General features: G+C 71.4%; 14 protein-coding genes. 7 read left to right on the top strand and 7 right to left on the bottom strand.

The features are described 5' to 3' along the window. Positions 1-131: 131 nt before the first annotated feature. The 3 genes from AB0B40_RS13090 (at position 132) to AB0B40_RS13080 (ending at position 8,193) form a co-directional block, all read left to right on the top strand. Complete coding sequence (locus AB0B40_RS13090) at positions 132-6,761, top strand: RHS repeat-associated core domain-containing protein (RefSeq protein ID WP_362263915.1); 6,630 nt, start codon at positions 132-134, stop codon at positions 6,759-6,761. Between the two features lie 7 nt (positions 6,762-6,768). Beyond that, on the top strand, positions 6,769-7,248 hold the full coding sequence (locus AB0B40_RS13085) for a hypothetical protein (protein WP_345058532.1): 480 nt from the start codon (positions 6,769-6,771) through the stop codon (positions 7,246-7,248). A 72-nt stretch (positions 7,249-7,320) separates the two neighbouring features. Beyond that, positions 7,321-8,193, top strand: coding sequence for a GNAT family N-acetyltransferase (locus tag AB0B40_RS13080; RefSeq protein WP_345058530.1), 873 nt, complete (start codon positions 7,321-7,323; stop codon positions 8,191-8,193). A gap of 50 nt (positions 8,194-8,243) precedes the next feature. Here the strand turns inward: AB0B40_RS13080 and AB0B40_RS13075 are convergent, their stop codons facing one another. The 3 genes from AB0B40_RS13075 to AB0B40_RS13065 form a co-directional block, all read right to left on the bottom strand. Beyond that, positions 8,244-10,364, bottom strand: coding sequence for a glutamate--cysteine ligase (locus AB0B40_RS13075; RefSeq protein WP_345058528.1), 2,121 nt, complete (start codon positions 10,362-10,364; stop codon positions 8,244-8,246). A gap of 723 nt (positions 10,365-11,087) precedes the next feature. Beyond that, complete coding sequence (locus AB0B40_RS13070; protein WP_345058526.1) at positions 11,088-11,453, bottom strand: hypothetical protein; 366 nt, start codon at positions 11,451-11,453, stop codon at positions 11,088-11,090. Between the two features lie 236 nt (positions 11,454-11,689). After that, entirely contained in the window at positions 11,690-12,172 is a 483-nt protein-coding gene (locus tag AB0B40_RS13065) for a hypothetical protein (RefSeq protein WP_345058524.1), read from the bottom strand. Between the two features lie 242 nt (positions 12,173-12,414). Here AB0B40_RS13065 and AB0B40_RS13060 point away from each other — a divergent pair, with 242 nt between their 5' ends. Beyond that, positions 12,415-13,701 carry an MFS transporter gene (locus tag AB0B40_RS13060; RefSeq protein ID WP_362263914.1) on the top strand — a complete coding sequence of 429 codons (1,287 nt, stop codon included), beginning with the start codon at positions 12,415-12,417 and terminating at the stop codon, positions 13,699-13,701. Between the two features lie 168 nt (positions 13,702-13,869). Here AB0B40_RS13060 and AB0B40_RS13055 read toward each other — a convergent pair whose 3' ends face one another. Beyond that, positions 13,870-14,769 carry an NAD-dependent protein deacetylase gene (locus AB0B40_RS13055; RefSeq protein ID WP_362263913.1) on the bottom strand — a complete coding sequence of 300 codons (900 nt, stop codon included), beginning with the start codon at positions 14,767-14,769 and terminating at the stop codon, positions 13,870-13,872. A gap of 162 nt (positions 14,770-14,931) precedes the next feature. Next, positions 14,932-15,204 (bottom strand): hypothetical protein, encoded by a 273-nt coding sequence (locus AB0B40_RS13050; RefSeq protein WP_362263912.1) that lies wholly within the window; start codon positions 15,202-15,204, stop codon positions 14,932-14,934. Between the two features lie 534 nt (positions 15,205-15,738). On the opposite strand from AB0B40_RS13050, the gene AB0B40_RS13045 reads away from it, so the two are divergent. Both AB0B40_RS13045 and AB0B40_RS13040 read left to right on the top strand, forming a co-directional pair. Further along, positions 15,739-16,416: a haloacid dehalogenase type II gene (locus tag AB0B40_RS13045; protein WP_362263911.1), complete on the top strand. Its 678-nt coding sequence runs from the start codon at positions 15,739-15,741 to the stop codon at positions 16,414-16,416. A gap of 120 nt (positions 16,417-16,536) precedes the next feature. Next, the gene (locus AB0B40_RS13040; RefSeq protein ID WP_345058515.1) at positions 16,537-16,707 is read left to right on the top strand and encodes a hypothetical protein; all 171 of its coding nucleotides are present in this window, start codon (positions 16,537-16,539) and stop codon (positions 16,705-16,707) included. Here AB0B40_RS13040 and AB0B40_RS13035 read toward each other — a convergent pair. Both AB0B40_RS13035 and AB0B40_RS13030 read right to left on the bottom strand, forming a co-directional pair. Continuing rightward, positions 16,694-17,521: a maleylpyruvate isomerase family mycothiol-dependent enzyme gene (locus AB0B40_RS13035; RefSeq protein WP_362263910.1), complete on the bottom strand. Its 828-nt coding sequence runs from the start codon at positions 17,519-17,521 to the stop codon at positions 16,694-16,696. The genes AB0B40_RS13040 and AB0B40_RS13035 overlap by 14 nt on opposite strands. 190 nt (positions 17,522-17,711) lie before the next feature. After that, on the bottom strand, positions 17,712-18,884 hold the full coding sequence (locus tag AB0B40_RS13030; RefSeq protein ID WP_362263944.1) for an MFS transporter: 1,173 nt from the start codon (positions 18,882-18,884) through the stop codon (positions 17,712-17,714). Between the two features lie 68 nt (positions 18,885-18,952). Here AB0B40_RS13030 and AB0B40_RS13025 point away from each other — a divergent pair, with 68 nt between their 5' ends. Further along, complete coding sequence (locus tag AB0B40_RS13025) at positions 18,953-19,549, top strand: CGNR zinc finger domain-containing protein (RefSeq protein ID WP_345058512.1); 597 nt, start codon at positions 18,953-18,955, stop codon at positions 19,547-19,549. Positions 19,550-19,856 lie beyond the last annotated feature (307 nt).

Raw genomic sequence — 19,856 nt, 5'->3', positions numbered from 1 at the left:
GCATGTCACGCGTGTGAGGCGTGGGCGGCGTCCGGAGGCGCCGCCCCGCCGTGGCCGGGCGCGCGCGGCGCGCCTGGACGTGACGGAATCGCAGTCCGGCCGGGGGCCGGAGGAAACGGTGGGGCGAACACATGAGATTTGGCAGGGGCGCGTCACGCATACGGCGTGACGCGCGGCTCTTGACCGCGGCGGTGTCACTGCTGCTGGTGGCACCTCTCGGCCTCGCGCCGACGGCAGCGGCGGCGACCGGCACCCACGGCCGGCCCGCCGTGCCCGACCAGCGCGTCAGCAAGGTCAGGGCGATCACCGGCCCGGGCGCGAAAGCGGCCCGGCAGAAGGCGGCGAAGTTCCGCGCGGCCAACGCCGAGCAGATCCGGCGCGGCGCCCGCGACCGCGACGCCGCCTGGCCGAAGGCCGGCCGCGCCGACGTCGCCCTCGACGGCGACCGGGATGTCACGGCCGAGCCCGCCGGTATCCCGCTCACACTCCGGCCCGTCGGCACGGCGAAGGTCACGGAGGGCGCGAAGGTCACAGAGGGCGCGAAGGAGAAGGAGGGCGCCAAGGAGAAGGAGGGCGCGAAGACCGGGGAAGGCGCCACGACGAAAGCCGGGGCCGGTGCGCGCGCCCACGCCGCCCGGGCCCAGGTCCGGGTGCTGGACCAGAAGACGGCCGGCCGGGCCGGTGTCACCGGCGTCCTGCTCACGGCCGGCGCCGACACCGCCGGGCGCGTCCGCCTCGCCGTCGGCTACGGCTCCTTCGCCGGCGCTGTCGGAGGCGGCTGGGCGGAGCGGCTGCGCCTCGTCCGGCTGCCGGCCTGCGCCCTGACCGCGCCGGCAAAGGCCGAGTGCCGCCGCCAGACTCCGCTGACGTCCGTGAACGACGTCAGCGACCGCACGGTCACGGCCGAGATCCCGCTGCCCGCCACCGCCGGGCCCGCCACCGCGGCCCGCGAGGGCGGCGCCAAGGCCACCGCGACCGCCGCCCCCGCCGTGCTCGCCGTCACCGCCGCCGCGGCCGGCGCCGGGCAGTCGCCGGCCGGCACCGGCGACTACTCGGCGACGGCGCTGTCCCCGGCCTCCACCTGGGAGGCCGGCGGCAGCTCCGGCTCCTTCACCTGGACGCACAAGTTCCCGCTGCCGCCCGCCGCGGTCGACCCGACCCCGACACTGACCCTCGGCTACGACTCCGGAAGCGTGGACGGCCGTACCGCCGCCACCAACAACCAGGGCACCGCGGTCGGCGAGGGTTTCAGCCTCACCGACTCCTACATCGAGAGGTCGTACGGCAGCTGCGACGACGACGGCCACACCGACGTCTTCGACCGCTGCTGGAAGTACGACAACGCCCGCCTCGTCCTCAACGGCAGGTCCACCCGGCTGATCAAGGACGACGACACCGGCGGCTGGCGCCTGGAGGATGACGACGCCTCCAAGGTCACCCGGGGCACCGGCGCCGACAACGGCGACGACAACGGCGAGTTCTGGACCGTGACCACCGGCGACGGTACCAAGTACGTCTTCGGCTTGGACAAGCTCGACGGCGCCACCGACCAGCGCACCAACTCCACCTGGACCGTGCCCGTCTTCGGCGACGACGACAAGGAGCCCGGCTACGACAAGGGCGCCGGCTTCGCCGACCGGGCGCTGACCCAGGCCTGGCGGTGGAACCTCGACTACGTCGAGACCACCCGGGGCAACGCCGCCACCTACTGGTACACCAAGGAGACCAACCACTACCGGAAGAACAAGGCGGAGACCGCCGACACCCCCTACACCCGCGGCGGATACCTCAAGGAGATCAAGTACGGCCTGCGCAAGGACGCGCTGTTCACCGACGACGCCGACGCCAAGGTCACCTTCACGCACGCCGAGCGCTGCACCGCCGACGACTGCTCCTCGCTGACCAAGGACACCGCCAAGAACTGGCCCGACGTCCCCTTCGACGCGATCTGCTCCGACGGCGACAAGGAGTGCAACTCCGCCGGCCCGGCGTTCTTCACCCGCAAGCGCCTGACCGGCGTCAGCACCTTCTCCTGGTCGGCCGCCGACAGCAGCTACAAGCCCGTCGACAGCTGGGAGTTCGTGCAGAAGTACCTCGACGGCGGTGACATCGGCGACAGCAGCGACCAGACCCTGACACTGACCGAGCTGCGCCGCACGGCCAAGGCGGGCAGCACCGAGATCGCCTCCGACCCCATCGCGTTCACGTACCAGATGCGGCCCAACCGGGTCGACGGCACCGACGACATCCTGCCCATGCACCGGCCCCGCATCGCCACCATCACCTCCGAGACCGGCGCGCTGACCACGGTCACGCTGTCTCCCGAGGAGTGCGTGCGCAGCGCCGTCATCAACGCCCCGCAGGACACCAACACCCGCTCCTGCTACCCGCAGTTCTGGAACATCAACGGAGCCGAGAAGGCCTCCGTGGACTGGTTCCACAAGTACCGGGTGCTGGCCGTGACCACGGCCGACCCGGCCGCGAACAACGTGGCCGTGGAGAACTCCTACGACTACTCCGGCGCCGCCTGGCACCACAACGACGACCCGTTCGTCCCCGCCGACGAGCGCACCTGGTCCGACTGGCGCGGCTACCGCCAGGTCACCGTCTACAAGGGCGCGACCGGCACGACCCGCTCCAAGACCGTCTCCCTGTACCTGCAGGGCATGGACGGTGACACGAAGGCGGACGGAACCACCCGCTCGGTGGACGTCGCCCCGCTGGCCACTCCCGCCCTCGGCCTCGCCACCCTGGCCGACAGTCCCCAGTTCGCGGGCCAGTTGCGCGAGCGGATCGTCTACGCGGGCGCGACGCCCGTGACGGCCACCGCGAGCGAACCGTGGTCCAAGGAGACCGCGCACCAGTCGGTGCCGGGCGCCGCCGACCACCGCGCCCGCTACGTGCGCCCCGCCAAGAGCACCACGTACACCTATCTCACCGCGCCGAAGACCTGGCGCGCCCGCACGGTCTCCAACAGCTACGACGACTACGGCATGCCCGTCTCCGCCGACGACTCGGGTGACGCCGCCAAGAGCGGTGACGAGACCTGCACCCGCACCTGGTACGCCCGCAACGACACCGCCGGCATCACCAGCCTGTCCTCGCGCGTCAGGACCGTGGGCAAGAGCTGCTCGGTCGGTGACACCTCGCTGGCCCTGCCCGCGAGCAGCGACAAGCGCGGCGACGTCCTGTCCGACACCGCCTCGGTGTTCGACGACCCGACAGCGACCGCCTGGAAGGACAACCAGCAGCCGACCAAGGGCCTCGCCACCTGGACGGGCCGGGCCACCGCCTACCCGGCCACGGCCGACGCCCAGGGCCGCCGTCAGCCCACCGGCTGGCAGACCGTCAGCACCACCGGCTACGACACCCTCGGCCGCACCACCGCCGTCACCGACGCCAACCAGCAGACCACCCGCACCGACTACACCCCGCCCACGGCCGGGCCGCTGACCAAGACCGTCGTCGTCAATCCCAAGCAGCACAAGACGACCACCTTCATCGACCCGCGCCGCGGCCAGCCCGAGCGCACCTACGACGCGAACCTCAGGAAGACGGAACTGACCTACGACGCGCTGGGCCGGCTCACCGCCGTCTGGCTGCCCAACCGCAGCCGCACCGGCGGGGACGCCGCCAGCTCCACGTTCGCGTACCAGGTCAGCGCCTCCAAGCCGTCGTGGGTGTCCACCTCGAAGCTGAAGGCGGACGGCAAGACCTACACCACCAGCTACGACCTGTACGACGCGCTGCTGCGCAAGCTGCAGAGCCAGTCACCCACTCCGAGCGGCACCGGGCGCATCCTGACCGACACCCGCTACGACTCACGCGGCCTGCCGTTCGAGACGTACGCGGACATCTTCGACAACACCAGCACTCCCACGGGCACCTACACCCGCACCGAGTACGGCCAGTCACCGACCCAGACGCGCACCACGTACGACGGCGCCGAACGGGAGACCGGCCGCACCGTCCTGTTCTACGGCGTGGAGCGGTGGACCAGCACCACCGAGTACACCGGTGACTCCACCGCCACCTCCGCCCTCAAGGGGGGCACGGCCCGCCGCACCATCGTGGACGCGCGCGGCCGGACCGTCGAGACGCGTGACTACGCCGCGCAGAGCCCCGCGGACCGGGAGTACGGTGCCGTGGGCGCCGCCTTCACATCGGTGCGCACCGGTTACACGCTGGACGACAAGGAGCTCGAGGTCACCGGCCCGGACGGGGCCAGGTGGAGTTACGGCTACGACCTGTTCGGCCGCCGCACCGACACCACCGACCCGGACAAGGGCAAGGCGCACACCGACTACAACGCCCTCGACCAGGTCGTGAAGGTCACGGACGCCAACAACAAGTCGGTGCTCACCGAGTACGACGAGATCGGCCGCATCACGGGCACCTGGGAGGGCTCCCGGACCGACGCCAACCGGCTCACCAAGCAGACCTACGACGACGTCTCCAAGGGCAAGCCGTACGAGTCGGTGCGCTACGTCGGCGGACTCTCCGGCAAGGCGTACACCCGCAAGGTCACCCAGTACGACTCCCTCGACCGGGCGGTGGCCACCCAGCTGACCCTGCCCGCCGACGACGCCCTGGTGAAGGCGGGCGTCCCGCAGACCCTGGACTTCACCAGCTACTACAACCTCGACGGCACCCTGCAGAACACCAAGGAACCGGCGCTCGGCGGACTGCCCGCCGAGACCGTGTCGTTCGGCTACACCGACCTCGCCCAGGTGAAGTCGGTGAGCGGCTCCACCGGCTACCTGCTGGACACCGACTACTCCATGCTCGGCCAGCCGCAGCAGCTGGTCCTGGGCACCGCCAACACCGAGGACGCGAAGAAGACCTATCTCAACAACACCTTCGAGGAGGGCACCGGCCGGCTGCTGCGCAGCTATGTCACCGACATCTCCCGGGGGCTGGTCCAGGACCTGAACTACGCCTACGACGACGCCGGCAACATCACCTCGGTCAGCGACCCGAGCACCGCCGCGGGCGCCAGGCCGGACACCCAGTGCTTCGCCTACGACGGCTTCCGCCGGCTCACCGACGCCTGGACCCCGGCTTCCAGCAAGTGCTCCGACACCCCCGCGGCCGGCTCGCTCGGCGGCCCGGCTCCGTACTGGACCACCTACACCTACACCGACGCCGGCCAGCGCAAGACCGAGACGGAGCACACCGTCACCGGCGGCACCACGACCACCGCGTGTTTCGCCGGCACCGCGAAGCACGCGGTGACCGGCACCACCACCAAGGGCGACTGCACCAGTCCCGAACGCCTCTACGACTACGACAAGGCCGGCAACACCTGGCACCGTCCCGGCGCGTCGGGCAAGCAGGAGCTGACCTGGTCGGCGGAGGGCAGGCTCGGCAGGCTCACCGAGGGCTCCAGGTCGACCGACTACGTCTACGACGCCGACGGCAACCTGCTGCTGCGCTCGGCCGACGACGGTGAGCGGGTGCTGTACGCCGGCTCCACCGAGGTCCACCTGCGCAAGGACGGCACGACCTGGGCGCAGCGCCACTACGGCACCCAGGAACTGACCGTCGCCGTACGCACCAACCAGAGCGGAGCCAACAAGCTCTACTTCCTGGCCGCCGACCACCACGGCACGGCGAGCCTGGCCGTCGAGTCCGGCACCCAGGCCGTCACCCGGCGCCTGCTGAACGCCTTCGGCGAGGAACGCACGGGCAACTGGGTGACCGACCGCGGCTTCCTCGGGAAGACCCTGGACAAGGGCACCGGGCTCACCCACATCGGCGCCCGCGAGTACGACGCCGTCCTGGGGCAGTTCATCAGCGTCGACCCGCTGCTGGAGACGGGCAAGCACCAGTCCCTGAACGGCTACGGCTACGGCGAGAACAACCCGGTCACCTTCTCCGATCCCAGCGGCCAGGGCTCGATCCAGTGCACCATGGGTGTGGACTGCCCCGACGGCTGGGAGGACGTGGAGGAGAACGCGGCCTCGCCGTTCCCCGGCGGCAACTCGGGCAGCGGCAGTACCTCCGGGACGGCGGGATCGCCGTCCGTGATCCCCAGCGGTGGTATGCCCCCGGCGCTGCTCCAGCCCTACCAGACGGTGGTCCTGCTCATGGGACCGGACCCGCTGCCCGTGGAGTACAAGGAGAAGGGGGCGACGGCCAAGTTCCTCAGGATGCTGATCGAGAGCCAGATGGCCAACCGCCCGATCGGCCACCTCGCGAACAACGACCACGGCGGCGACGGAAAGGTGAAGAGCGGCGGCCCCTGGAGCCTGGCGCTGCGCTGGCTGTGGGGCAGTCCCGAGCTGAAGAACACCACGAAGCAGGTGAACTTCGACGGTGACGACGAGATGACGCAGTACCTGATCAAGAGCACCAGCATGGCCGACGCCCGGGCGGCCGTCGCCGTCGAGTACGACCTCAAGGGCAAGAAGAGCGGCCGGGCCGACTACAGCGTCACGAAGAACCGTGAGGGGGAGGACCTCAACGCCCTGCAGATGGCCGGGGTGTACGCCTCCGACCTGGGCGGACTCGCTTTCGGCAAGGAGGACCGCAAGGCCCAGGGCGTGCTCGGCTCCTACTCGCTGGAGTACCACGTCACCAAGACCAAGGGAGATACACTGACCGTCCAGTACAGGGCGTGGACCGACATCGACAACGAGTCGTTCATCCCGGGCCACGGCAAGTGGCAGCAGATCTTCAACAAGACGCCCCAGTACACCGGTGGCTATTTCGCCGGGTACCGCGTCGAGGTGAAGTGGCAAGAGACGATCTACAAGTAGGCGGAACATGAAGGCGATTCGTGGGCGCGCGACCGCCGTCGCCGTGTCCGCCGTCCTCGCCGTCCTCGGCACGGCCCCCCTCCTGGGCGGCTGTGCCGGCGACGGCCGGGACAAGCTCGTTCCGCGCGAGGTCGCCGGGGTCTGGAAGGGCCCCGGCGGCGGTCGCGTCGAGTTCCAGGGCGACGGCACCTTCCGGATGTCGGGCATTCCGCGCAGCGCCGTCGAGTTCGGCTTCAGCAAGCCCACGACCGGCAGCGGGCCGCTGTCCGGGCGGGGCAGCTGGGAACTGGAGGGCAACACCCGGCGGAGCGACAGCGTCGAGCTGCGCTTCGCGGCCGGGGGTTCCTTCCGCGACGACTCGGAGTCCACCCTCCTGCGGGTGGCCAAGGGCGGCGACCGTCCGGTGCTCTACTTCGACACCAACTCCGACAAGGGATACGGCTACGAGGTGCGGCGCACCGGACCGGCTCCACAGCACGCCGACTGAGGGCAGGCCGCCCGCCCTGCCCGAAGCCGCTGCCATCTCGCCAGGGGGTGCGCCCGTCGGGGATCCTGAAGCATGCGACCGGATGACTGGCACCTCACCGAAGCCCTCGACGAGTTCCTCGCCCGGGCCGGAGACTTCCTGCACTCACGCCCCGCACTGCACAACACGCCGCTGACCACGATCGAGAAACTGCGCAGGCGTGCGGCGGACGCGTCGGGTGCCACGGTATTCGGCCGACTCGAATCGGGGGGTGAGGTCCGCGCCGTCTTCTACCGCCTGCCGTCCGGCCGGCTGACCCTCACCGCCCTCTCCCCGGAGGAGGCCGACAGCCTCGCCGCCCACCTGGCCGGGATCGGCCACACCCCCTCCGGCGTCACCGCGGACCACGCCACCGCCACCGCTTTCGCCGAGGCGTGGCAGCGGCACACGGGCGCGGCGCCGGTACGCGACTGGCGGGGCCGTCTCCACCGGCTCGGGACGCTCACCCCACCGCGGACGTGTCCACAGGGCCGGGGCCGCATCGCGGACGAGCCGGACCGGGAGCAACTCATACGCTGGTGCAACGAGTTCGCCGCCGACGTCGGAGAGGCATCCTCCATCGACGCCGGCTCCTGGGCCGGCACCCGGTTCGCGGACAAACACTTCACGTTCTGGGAGACCCCGGACGGCACTCCCGTCTCCATGGCGGGCTCGACCTCGATGATCGCCGGGATGGTCCGGGTGGACCCCGTCTACACCCCGGCCCCCCTGCGGGGCCGCGGCTACGCGGGCGCGGTGACGGCCCACGTCAGCAGGGCCGCACTGGCCGCGGGCGCGACAGACGTCGTCCTGTTCACGAACCCGGCCAACGCCACCAGCAACGCCCTCTACCGGCGCCTGGGTTACGTCCCGGTCACCGATTTCACCGGGTACGACCTGTCGCGTACCGCACCGGGAACCGGTTGAGAACACGCCGTCCGAGCCGCACCCGACGACTCACGCCGCGTACGGACCGGTCACCCGAGGGAGTCGAGGCCGAGCTCGTGGTTCTTGACCGCCTCGCGGACGGCGCCCACGAAACCGTTCCAGAAGTGGTCGGCGTAGGGGGCGGCGGTGCTCGGCACGCCGGCCGTGGTCCGGCGCTTGGCCGCGCCGGAGAAGTCGCCGAACATCGCTTGGCGCAGGGCGGTGGACAGCTCCAGCTGGGCGCCGGCGCCGGTGCGGGTGCGGTTGGCGATGTTGGCCGGGTCGTCCCCGTTGATGGGGTCGGTGGCACCCGCGAAGACCACGGTGACGTCCCGGTCGGCGTCGGTCGCGGGCGAGGTCAGACCGTACTTCGTGAAGGCCGCCAGCAGGTTGCGCTTGAGCCGCTCGTCCCGGCCGCCGATGATGATCTTCTTCACCGTCGTGTCGTCGAAGCCGTGCAGGGAGACGGCGTAGAGGTTGTTGGCGCAGACGGCGAGGGCGGCCGGGTCGTCGCAGTGGGTGGCGGTGACGTGCTGCGCGGTGGAGTTGGCGATCGCCTCGAACATCCAGTAGTCCCGCTGCGGCTCGCCCGGCAGGGCCGCGGCGGCCGGGTCGGTGTTGGCGTCGAACGGCGTGTAACCGGCGACGGCCAGGCACAGCTCGCTCGTACCCGCCTCTATCCCGCCGCCGTGCGGCGCGATCACCGCCGTGCTGCTGACGGCGCTGCTCGTGCTGCGGGCATTGTCCGTGACCTGCACCGGGGCGCCGATGCGGAATCGCCGCATCCAGTCGGTGCCCTCCTTGGCGGCGGTGCGGGTGTACAGGTCGGTGTTGCTCTTGTACTGGTCGGCTGCCGCGGCCGGCGTGGCGCCGGTGCCCACCACGGCGTTGAGAGTGGGCAGACCGGCGGCCACGGCGGCGGCGGAGGCGAGGACGGAGCGTCTGCTGGTGTTCTTCATGGGGCGATCTTGCATCACGGCACCCCGCCCGCCCCCGGCGGGCCCCGCGTCGAGCGGGACCGGCCACGAAGCCATGGGCACAGCCCGCGGATCCGGGGGAGCGGTGTGGGTGATGAGGTGGTCGACGACGTCGGGGAGGCTGGAGCGGCGCTGGTGGACGACGCGCTGGCGGTCGGCGCCGTTGCCGTCTGCGCACAGCCGGTTCCATCCGGTTCGGACCAGCTCCAGATCACCGTGGTCCCGCAGGGCGGGCTCGACCGCTGCCAGGCACTGTTCGATGTGGACGGGAGAGGGGATCAGGGCGCTGGTGACGGGGTCGAGGCTGTGTCCGGTCAGGCCGTCGCGGGCGGCCCGCCAGCACGCCGCACGCAGGACTTCCGGCCGGGGCCGTGGCGCCGGCTCGCCGTCGGCGACGGCCTTGAGCGCGGTCGCTGCCAGGGCTCGTACGACGGCACACAGCAGCAGGGTCTCCTCGGCGGTGGTGACGGCGTCAGCGACCCGGATCTCCAGGGTGGGGACGTGATGTGAGGGCCTGATGTCCCAGTACAGGCCGCCGCGGTCGAGGATGGCGCCGGCCTCCAGAAGACCGCCCACCAGGTCGTCGAAGTGGCCGCGCGACGCGAAGTACGGAGGGGGCCCGGAGACCGGCCAGCGCGCCCAGGCCATCGTGCGCCAGCTGGCGTAGCCGGTGTCCCTGCCCAGCCAGTAGGGCGAGTTGGCCGACAGGGCGATGAGGACGGGGAGCCGGCAGCGCATGTGGTTGCTGACCTGGACCGCCCGGGTGAGGTCCGGCATGCCGATGTGGATGTGCAGGGCGCAGGCGGTCTGTTCGTCGTCCAGGGCACGGAAGGTCGCGGCGCTCAGGGCGTAGCGGGGCCCCCGCGACAGGGGCGGGGGAGCGGCCGGACCCAGGACGGGGGATCCGCTGGAGACGATCCGCAGGTTCAGCTGCGCGGCACTGTCCGCTACGGCGGCCCGCATGGCCCGGATCTGTTCACCGAGGTCCTTGGACTCGACGTGCGGATCGGTCCGGGCCTCGACCTGATAACGGGTCAGCTCCACACTCACCCGGTCGCCCAGACCGGACGAGGAGGCCAGGGCGACCACCTGGTCACCGGCCGGATCGACCTCTCGCGTCACGGGGTCGACCAGCAGGTACTCCTCTTCCACGCCCACGGTCAGCTGAGTGGTGCCGTCGTTTCCACTGGTCACGGTAACCATCCTGTCGCGTGTGTGGCCGCCGCGTCGGTGAGCGGCGGACCCTTGGGCAGGCCGAGCGCGGAGCGAGCACGAGTGAGACGACGCAGGTGCTGGTCACCGGCGGCGGCCCGCGAGCGCGACCGCGGCAACCGTGCCGTCACCGCAGGGGTCCGAGGTGACGCCGCCGGAGCGGAGCCGTTTCCCCCGCCGTCACGTAGGAGAGCCCCTGCTGCCGTCCTTGCTGCCCATTCTGGACGTACTCGACGCCCGGGCGGCGGTCGAGCGAAACGGATTCGTCCGGAAGACGGGAGGATTCCACGGCCGGAGTGGCCGGGAACGACCCCCGGGCTTCGGTGATTTGGGCGCCGGCCGGCGGAGAGCGCGGGCGTCATCGGACGGCTCCGCCGGAGCGCCTCTACGGCGCCTGGAACCGGTGCTCGGCGCGGAGGCTTCCCGACGGGAGGGGGCGGGAGACCGACGCGATCATGATCGAGGCCGCCTCGGGCGGGTCGCCCCGGCAGCGGACCTGCCGGGGGTGCCCGGGGCGGAAGCCCGACCGCCGGGGAGGCGGACGGCTCACGGGGTGGTCGTACGGGCCGGCGCGCGGCCGGAGACCGGAGCAGGCACGCCGGTTCCCGAATCACAGCCGGCACTCACCCGTGTGCGGGTGTCAGTGAGAGTGCCGTCTGCCAGGGCCGTGCGCGGCATGAGCGCAGGCGCGGGCCGGCCGGTGTGTCAGTGAGGTACGCAGCCGAACCAGTTCACCGTGTCCTTGCTGGTGGTGTAACCCAGGCACCTGATGGTCCTGTCGTGCAGGGTCCGGGTGCGGTCGACCCCTCCGTCCAGATAGTCCGTCTTGTAGTGCGGCTGTACGAGGGCGTCGATCTCGACGATGTGCCAGCGGTGACCGCTGGTCGGGACGCTGCAGTGGTGGCCGGTCACGTTGCGGCTGGGCCCTTCGCTCCATATGGGCCGTTCGGCGCGGTCGCAGTGGGCCCTTTCGGCGGCGCCGGCGGTGCCGACGCCGGTGCCGAGCAGGGCCGTGGCGCCGGTGGCCACCGCCGCGGTAGCGCCGAGCAGGCGCTTGAGGATGGGGTTCATCGATCGTTCCTCCTGCCAGATGTGGTGACGTCCGGGGATTGCCGAGCCACCTTGAAGTGATAGTCACACTTATCCGGCATGTCCGGCCTGGCAGCCGACGGTGCAGTCCCTCGACCCGGTGACATTCGTGATGCCAATGCAGCAGGGCGCGCAATCGCCATGGCCGGCTCCGAGGGGCTTCCTGTCCGAACCCGGAATCGGGTCCGGCGGCAGGGCCCGGGCCGCCCCCGCCGCTTCTATCGCTTGTCCGCGTTCGGTCGTGAGGTGGTCTTACGTGCCGGCCGGTGGATGAGGTCGTCGTCTCCCTCCTGGCGAGGGATGTAGGAGAAGCCCTCCTCGGTGTCGGGGTCGTAGTGCACGACCGCGTTCTGCTCCGCCAGCATCTCCTTCCACGACTTCAGCCGGTCCCGCTCGTTGTCGGTGAGGTCGCGCCCGTCGCGAAGCCGGGCCTCGACGCGCAGCATGGCGACCGGGTACTTCCAGCGGTGCCGCTCGTCGACCTCCCACGGGATCAGGTCGTCGTCGCGGGTGATACGTCGGTCCAGGCCCCGACGCCGCCTGAAATTGCCCCACATGGAGGCGACGGTCTCGATGTCGTACTTGCGCTTGTACTCGTCGATCATCCACTGGTACGTCCTGCCTTCCTGGAACCAGCGGATCACCTCCTGCTCGTCCTGGATCTTCCTCTTCGCCACGCCGCTCCCCACCCTCACGATCATGAATGTAAGCTACACTTACACGCCCCTGTGCAGGCGTCAACCTGCCCGCGGCGTCCTCGGTTTCGGTTCCGGGCCGTGATGGACATCGACGGCCTCGGTGACGAGAATGGGCCGCCCACCAACACATCGGAACTTCTGCCCGGTGACGGAGTCGGTGCGGGGCGCGTGCCCCCTCCCCGCGCCAGCACTGGACGGTTCCAGGCGGCGACCACGGGTCGGTACCCCGGGCACCGACGACCCAGATGAGCCGCCCCGCCGGGCAGCGAAGAGGACTCGCCGTGCCGTCGGCGAACTACCGTTCCCTGCTGCGTACCCCGGGTGCCGCGGCCTTCTTCCTGCCGGCCTCGCTGGGCCGCATGGGCATCGCGATGACCAGCCTCGGCATCGTCTGGCTCGTGCACAGCCACACCGGCACCTTCTCCGCGGCCGGTCTGGTCAGCGGCGCGTTCGCGGTGACCGACGCGCTCGTGGCGCCACAACTGGCCCGGCTCGTCGACAGGTTCGGGCAGACCCGGGTCCTGCCGCCCACGCTCCTCGCCCACGGCCTCGCGATGGCGGTCCTCGTGTGCCTGGTCGCCGCAGACGCCCCGGACGCCCTCCTGGCACTGGGCGGAGCACTGGCCGGGGCCAGCCTGCCCCAGCTCAGCGCGATGTCCGCGGCGCGCTGGGCGGCACTGCTCCGCACCGGCCGGGCGGCCGAGCTGCCCAGCGCCTTCGCCCTCGAGTCGATCAGCAACGCGGTGGCCTACCTCGTCGGCCCGATGCTGGTCAGCGCACTGGCCGCGGCCGGGCATCCCGGTGCCGGGACGGTACTGGCCGCCTCCCTGTCGGTGGTCGGCGGTCTGCTGCTCGCGGCGCAGCGCGGCACCGCACCCGTCCCAGAGGCCGACAGCGCCCCGCGCGCCCGTGCCGACCGGTTGTCGCCGCGCGGCGATGTCCTCGTCCTGATGGGCCTCAACCTCGCCCTCGGCGTGTTCTTCGGAGCCATGCAGGTGTCGGTGACCGCGTTCGTGGTGGAGCACGGTGCACCGGGCGCCGCGGCGCCGATCCTCACCGCCTCCGGATGCAGCGGCCTGCTGGCCGGATGGGTGTACGGGCTGCGCCGGTGGCGGGCCACCGCCCCGGTGCAGCTGCTGGCGGCGACCGGTGCGCTCCTGTTCGGCACGTTGCTGTTGCTCGTGGTCGGCTCACCGTTCGGTCTCGGACTGGTCGTGGTCCTGACCGGCGCCACGATCCCGCCCCTGCTCGCGCTCTTCCCCGTGCTCACCGAGTCGACCGTCCACCGGTCCGTCCTCACCCAGGCGTTCTCCTGGCTCGGATCCGCCAGTGCGGCGGGCTCGGCCGCCTCGGCGGCGGTCTCCGGCTGGGCGATCGACTCGTTCGGGGCACGCGGTGGCTTCGCCGTCACGGCCGCGTCCGCCGCCGCGATGACGCTCCAGAGCCTCGTCGGCGTACGAGTGCTGCGCACCGGGGTGGTCGACGGGCGCGGAGCCCGCGAGGAACCGAGCCCGCGGTCCGACGGCTGCTGAGGACGGAAGACGACGACGTCCGGGACGTGGACCGGAACGGACCACCGGCCGGCCACCCGCACGCGCAGTGCGCCGCGCCGCGCCGTGCCGCGCCGTGCCCAAGGGGGCGCGGCGCACCGGACGCCCCCGCAAGAGGTGTCCACCGGCCGCTGACATCACCGTGCACGGCTAGGTCGCCGGCCGGCCGTCGACGGGGATGCCCAGACGGTCGGCCACGGTGGTCAGGGCCGATCCCAACGGGAGCGCGACGCGGGTGCCGGCGTGCACGTCACCCCGGGTCGGGTCACGGTTGACGATCAACACCGGCTTTCCGTCCCGGGCAGCCTGACGGACGAACCGGAGCCCGGACATCACCGTGAGCGAGGAGCCCAGGACCAGCAGCGACGTCGCTTCACGGACCAGCTCGCGACAGTGCTCGACCCGCTGCGGCGGTACGGCTTCACCGAAGAACACCACGTCCGGTTTGAGGACGCCTCCGCAGACCGTGCAGGGCAGCACGCGGAAGTCGCCGACCTGTTCGTCCGTGAGGTCGGCGTCACCGTCCGGGTTGATCGTGGCCGACACCGGGTGGAAGCCCGGATTGGCCGCCCCGAGCCGCCGGGCGAGTTCCCGGCGCGGGCTCACGGCTCCGCAGGAGAGGCAGCGGACCCGGTCCAGGCTGCCGTGGAGTTCCACGACGCTCCGGCTGCCGGCGGCCTGGTGCAGGCCGTCGACGTTCTGGGTGATCAGCCCCGAGAGCAGGCCGCTCCGCCCGAACGCCGCCACGGCCCGGTGTCCGGCGTTGGGGCGGGCACGGCCGAAGGTGCGCCAGCCCAGGTGGCTGCGCGCCCAGTACCGGTGCCGGGCCTGGGCGCTCGCGGTGAAGTCCTGGTAGGTCATCGGGGTGTGCCGGCTCAGGCTCCCGCCCTCGCCCCGGTAGTCGGGGATGCCGGACTCCGTGCTGATGCCCGCCCCACTGAGCACCAGCACCCCACCGGTGCCGATCGCATCGGCGACCGGACCGAGGTCCGTGGTGCCGGGCGGCAGGTCCGCGCTGGGGGTCCAGCTCAAGGTGGGGCGCATGCGCATGCCGCCAGGGTACGAAATACCGGCCGCCTTCGGCCGCTCGCAGCGGTCCGTCGCCTCCTCGGCCGGGGGCGGCCGGGAGAATCCGGACAACGGGCCGCGGGCCCGGACCCCCCATCGCGATCCGGGCCCGCGGCCTGCCTGCCGTATGCCGTCCTGGCGTCGTCAGACGGTCGGGACCCCGCCGGCGTTCCGCACCTCGGACAGCGCCTTCTTGATGGTGACCTTCGCGAAGTAGCCGCCGCCGAAGAAGATGCACTGGACGACGTACCAGAACTTCTCGGCCCCGGTCATCTCGACCAGCCCGTACTCGCTCAGTGCCTTCTTCACCGGGACCTTCTGGAAGTAGGCGGCACCGAAGTAGATGCAACCCAGGACGTACCAGAACTTCTCCCAGGAGGTGTTGGTGCCCTGACCGAGGTACTGCCGTTGTGCCATGATGTTTCTTTGCCTTCCGATGACCGTGAGGATCCGGGGAACGCGCCGATCCGGACCCTTGCGGGCAGGCTCGGGCAGCAGTCGGGCGCGCCGGCGTGAAACGCCTGCGCGGCGTGCTGGAGCACGAGTTGAGATGGCGTGGGTGATGCGCACGTGTCGCGGTGCTGGTCGTCATGACGGCCAGCCGCCCCCCGGATGTGCAAGCCGCAGCATAGGGCAAGAGCCCTTGATCGTCATCTCGGGTGCCCCGCCCGCCTCGCCGCCGTCCGTCTCCCGTGCGACGGGCCCGGCCGGGACCGCCGACTGCACCGAAATCCGGTGCCCACCCGCAAGCCCTTCGCACACGGTCGGACGCCTCCTCATCCCGGGGCTCCGCCCGCCGCTCGCACCTGTCGTAGTGATCGGTGCCGACGTTCAGCGTGGTGCCGGGCGACAGGCCACGGCACAGGTGAGCATGGTGGCGGCGCGGACCGGGCGGGAGGACGCGCGGTGTCCCTCCCGGCGAGCCGACGCGGCCGAGAAGGGATTCCCGTCATGACCGGACCCCGGCTGGTCCTCTTCGACGTCAACGAGACTCTCGGCGACCTGTCTTCACTGCGTGCCCGACTTGAGGACATCGGTGCTCCGGGGAGCCTGCTCGCCCTGTGGTTCGCCGGGACCCTGCGCGACGGGTTCGCGCTGACCGCCGCCGGAGGGTACGGCGACTTCAGGGAAGTGGCAGGTGCCGGACTGCGTGCCCTTCTGGCCGGTCTTCCCGGCTGGCGAGGCGACCTCGGCGATGCTGTCGCACACGTCCTGGACGGCTTCGCCGAGCTCCGCGTGCATCCCGATGTGCCCGATGGCGTACGGAAACTGAAGTCCGCGGGGCTCCGCCTGGCCACCCTCACGAACGGCTCAGCCGCCACGAGCAGGCGCCTGTTGGAGCGCGCCGGGCTGCTCGACTGCTTCGAGGCGTTGCTGGACGTCAGCACCCCGGCCGCGTGGAAGCCCGCCCGCGCCGCCTACCGGTACGCCACCGACACCCTGGACGCGACCCCGCAAGAGACCGTCCTGGTCGCCGTCCATCCCTGGGACGTCGACGGAGCCCGCCGCGCCGGACTGAGGGCCGCCTGGCTCCGGCGCACCGCACCCGCCTACCCGGACACCATGACGCCTCCGACCTACACGGTCCGTGATCTACGGGACCTCGCCGGCACGCTCACCGCCGACTGAGTCCGGCGGCGGCCTGCCGTCCGAGACGCGAAGCTGCCCCGCGAGCATGTCCACCCAGGATCTGTCGGGCCAACACCCGCACACCCCCTAAGGGAGTTCACGGGCGAACAGCTGGACGGGATGGCCGCGCGGTCACCCCTCGCCTACGTCGCCCAGCCCGAGCGGATCGCCGCCGCCATCGCCCACCTGGCATGCGACGACGCCGGCCACATCACCGGCGCCGTCCGTCGACGACGGGTGGACCGCCGTCTGACCGCCTGCCGCCCGGGAAGGCGGCTCAGGGCGCGGTGAACAGGGTCGGGAAGCGGGGGGCAAGCCACGGCCGGGGGCCCCAGGCGAACACCTTTCCCTGGGCGATGGCACGCCAGGGATTCAGCCGACCCAGCGCGATGAGCAGGAAAGCGACCGGATCGAGCAGTATCGTGCAGGCGGCGCGTTCCGCGGGCGCTCCCGGGGTCACCCGCACGGCGCCCTCGGCCAGCGACACGGCGAACGCCTCGCCCCCGCGCAGCCGTATGTGGTAGCGGGCCGTGAGCCCGGCCGTGGCCGCGGGGTTCGCGACACGCGGCATGACGGAGAGCATGAACGGCATGCACAGGCCCACCCGGGCCCGGTCGATCATGTGCGGACGCTTCAGCGCACGAGCCAGGTCGTATCCATGACCGAGCATGTGCGTGAGCAAGTACGACGCGAGGACCGACCGGTTCATCGGGCCCAGGGGCGTGACCGGTGCCGGGCCGTCGGCCGAGGCGCGCGACAGAGCGTCCAGGAACGCCTCCGCCCGCTCCGTGATCATCCCGGCGAGAGGCTCCGCCCGGCGCTCCGCGTAGACGGTGAGGGATGCCGCGTTGGCCCCGGCGAGGCTCTCGGGCGTTCCGTCGCCGTAGGGCCGCTCGCGCCCGGCCGCCAGGTCGGCCATCAGTTCGTTGGCCAGTGCCAGGTGGGCGGCCGCCTCGCCGACGGTCCACTCCGACCCCGGCACGGCCAGCGCCGTGTCGCCCGCGTCCCGCACCAGTGCGGCGATCTCCTCGGCGGTGTCCCGGATCGCCTCGACCAGCCCTTCGGGCAAGGGCCATGAGCCGTCCTGCCGTACCGTCGTGTGCACGTAGCCCGCCCTACTTCCCACCTGCCGGTACGCCCGACGCGCCCGCGGCGCTGGTACCCAACCAGACACGGGAGCCCGGCGGCAAGCCCTCCCGCCGGCCCGCCGACGGCGCGCTGGACGACCCGCCCGTGCCGGCCCGGCCTCCGAGACGAGTGACGACCGGGTGACGCCCGCCGGCGTCCGCGCCCGATCAAGCCGACATCGCACGGTCGTCGGACGTCTTGACGGCTGCCGGCCTGACAGCGAAGAAGCCCAGTGCCGCGAGGACCGCCACGCTCGCTGCGAGCACCAAGGCTCCTGGCAGGGACCGGGCCGCGACCGGTCCCGCAACCGTCGCCCCCAGGGCGAACCCCGTGATCTTCAAGCTGGCGCCGGTAGTGAAGATCTGTCCGCGGAGCCGCTCGGGGGCCTCCCGGTGGCGGACTGCGAACACGGCGGCCAATTGGGGCCCTTCACCGATCCCGGCGACGAGTACGGCCACGATGAGCACGACTGGCCGGCCCGAAGCGGCCAAGGCCAACGCGGCGGCCTGGACAAGGGCACTGGCCCAGATGATCGTGTCGGGGGCGACGGAACGTGGAAACCGCGCGAGTACGGCGTTGGCCACCAGGGCGGAGGCCGCCGAGCAGGAGAGCACCACCGCGCCGCGGCCGGCCCCTCCCAGGACGCGCTCACCCAGGAGCGGGATGCAGGCCGTCAGCATGCCCTGAGCAGCACACGAGAGGACCGAGGTGAGGGTCGCTCGGGCCAGTGGCGGGCTTCCGACGACGACCCGCAGACCGCCGGCGAGATCGCTGACCACCGAGGTGGTCCGAACGCCCCGCGCCCGACCGGGGCGGGTGGGCAGCATCCAGGCGGCGGGCAGGGCCGAGCCGATGAGCACCGCGGAGACGGCCACGGCCGTCGGGGCCCCCAGCGTCTGTGCCACGCCGCCGGCCAAAGCCGGACCGGCCAGACTCGCCACGCTGAACGTCATGGCATCGAGCGCGTTCGCCCGGGGCAGGTGGTCTTCCGCCGTCACACGGGGCAGCTGGGCCGTCCAACCGCCCGACAGAGCCGGCCCCGACAGCCCCGCCACCACAGCGATCGACATAGTGACGGCGAACGGCACACGGCCGAGCCCGGCGAGAATCGCCCCCAGACCCGTCGCGTACAAGACGAGCGCTCCGGACAGCAGGCGACCTGGGCGTTCTGCTCTGTCGAGGAGCGACCCGAGTACCGGACCCCCTACCGCGGCGGAGATCGTGATACCCGCGAGCAGTAACGACGCGTCGGTGGTCGATCCGGCCAGGGCGAATCCGGCCAGCATCAACGCCGGCCCTGACATCTCGTCCCCAGCACGAGCCGCCACGGCTCCGGCCAGGTAGCAGGGAAGTGCGTAACGTCTGTTCACAGCGATGACGTTACGGAGGTAACTCAAAACTCTGCAATATGCGTTACATTCCACAGGTGTCCTCCACCATCGACGACTGGTCCACCCGGCACTCCGTCCTGAGTACGGCTCGGCGGACCGCCGCCCTGATCAACGCTCTCGCCTGCGACCGCCCCGGGCCGGCCGACGTCGCCGACGTGCTCCGCGCGTACGGTGAGGAGGACCCCGTCAACCTCACCGACCGAGATGTCGCTGAGATGCGCACAGCTGCCGCCTTGCTGCGAGAGGTCTTCGCTGCCGAGCACGCCGACGACGCCGCCACCACGTTGAACCGCCTCCTGCGGGAACGCACCGGACCGATCCGCTTGTCGTCGCACAGCGGCAGCACCCCGTGGCATCCTCACCTGGACCACGACGACGACGCCCCTTGGGGCGAGTGGCTCCTCGCCTCGTCCTGTATGGCCCTGACCGTCCTCGTCTGGGATCGCCAGCGCCCGCCCGGCAGGATCTGCGCGTCACCCAGGTGCCAGAACGTCTTCATCACCCAAGGCAGCGGTCCGGAACGTCGCTACTGCTCCCGCCGATGCGCGACCCGCGAACGAGTCGCAGCCCACCGGCGCTCCCACTCCACCGGGCAGTCCAGCCAAATGAAGTAGGCCCCTGGGCCGGCTCACGGTGGCCCAGCTGTACTGTGACGTTGATCTCATGGTGACGGAGGGTCGCAGAGCCGTGATTTCAGTAAGAGGCCGGTAAGGCTGCTTTCACAAGCCGCGCACAGGATCCACATGACTCCCTCGTGCGCGGTCTGGTTACCACCCGTAACTGCCCCTGGCCATAACGTCCTTGCCGTGGGAATGGCCGTCATGCCTATGGTGACGTCCACTCCTGGAAGGACCTGACCAGTCCGCTGGTCCGGGAGTGTCTGGCGTGTCCGCGGGGGGAGCGCCGTCTACCACATGAGGC

The organism is Streptomyces sp. NPDC042638, from assembly GCF_040647235.1.
Taxonomy (GTDB): domain Bacteria; phylum Actinomycetota; class Actinomycetes; order Streptomycetales; family Streptomycetaceae; genus Streptomyces; species Streptomyces rameus.
Note: the sequence above shows the minus strand (reverse complement) of the source record. Positions and strands in the feature narration are given on the sequence as shown.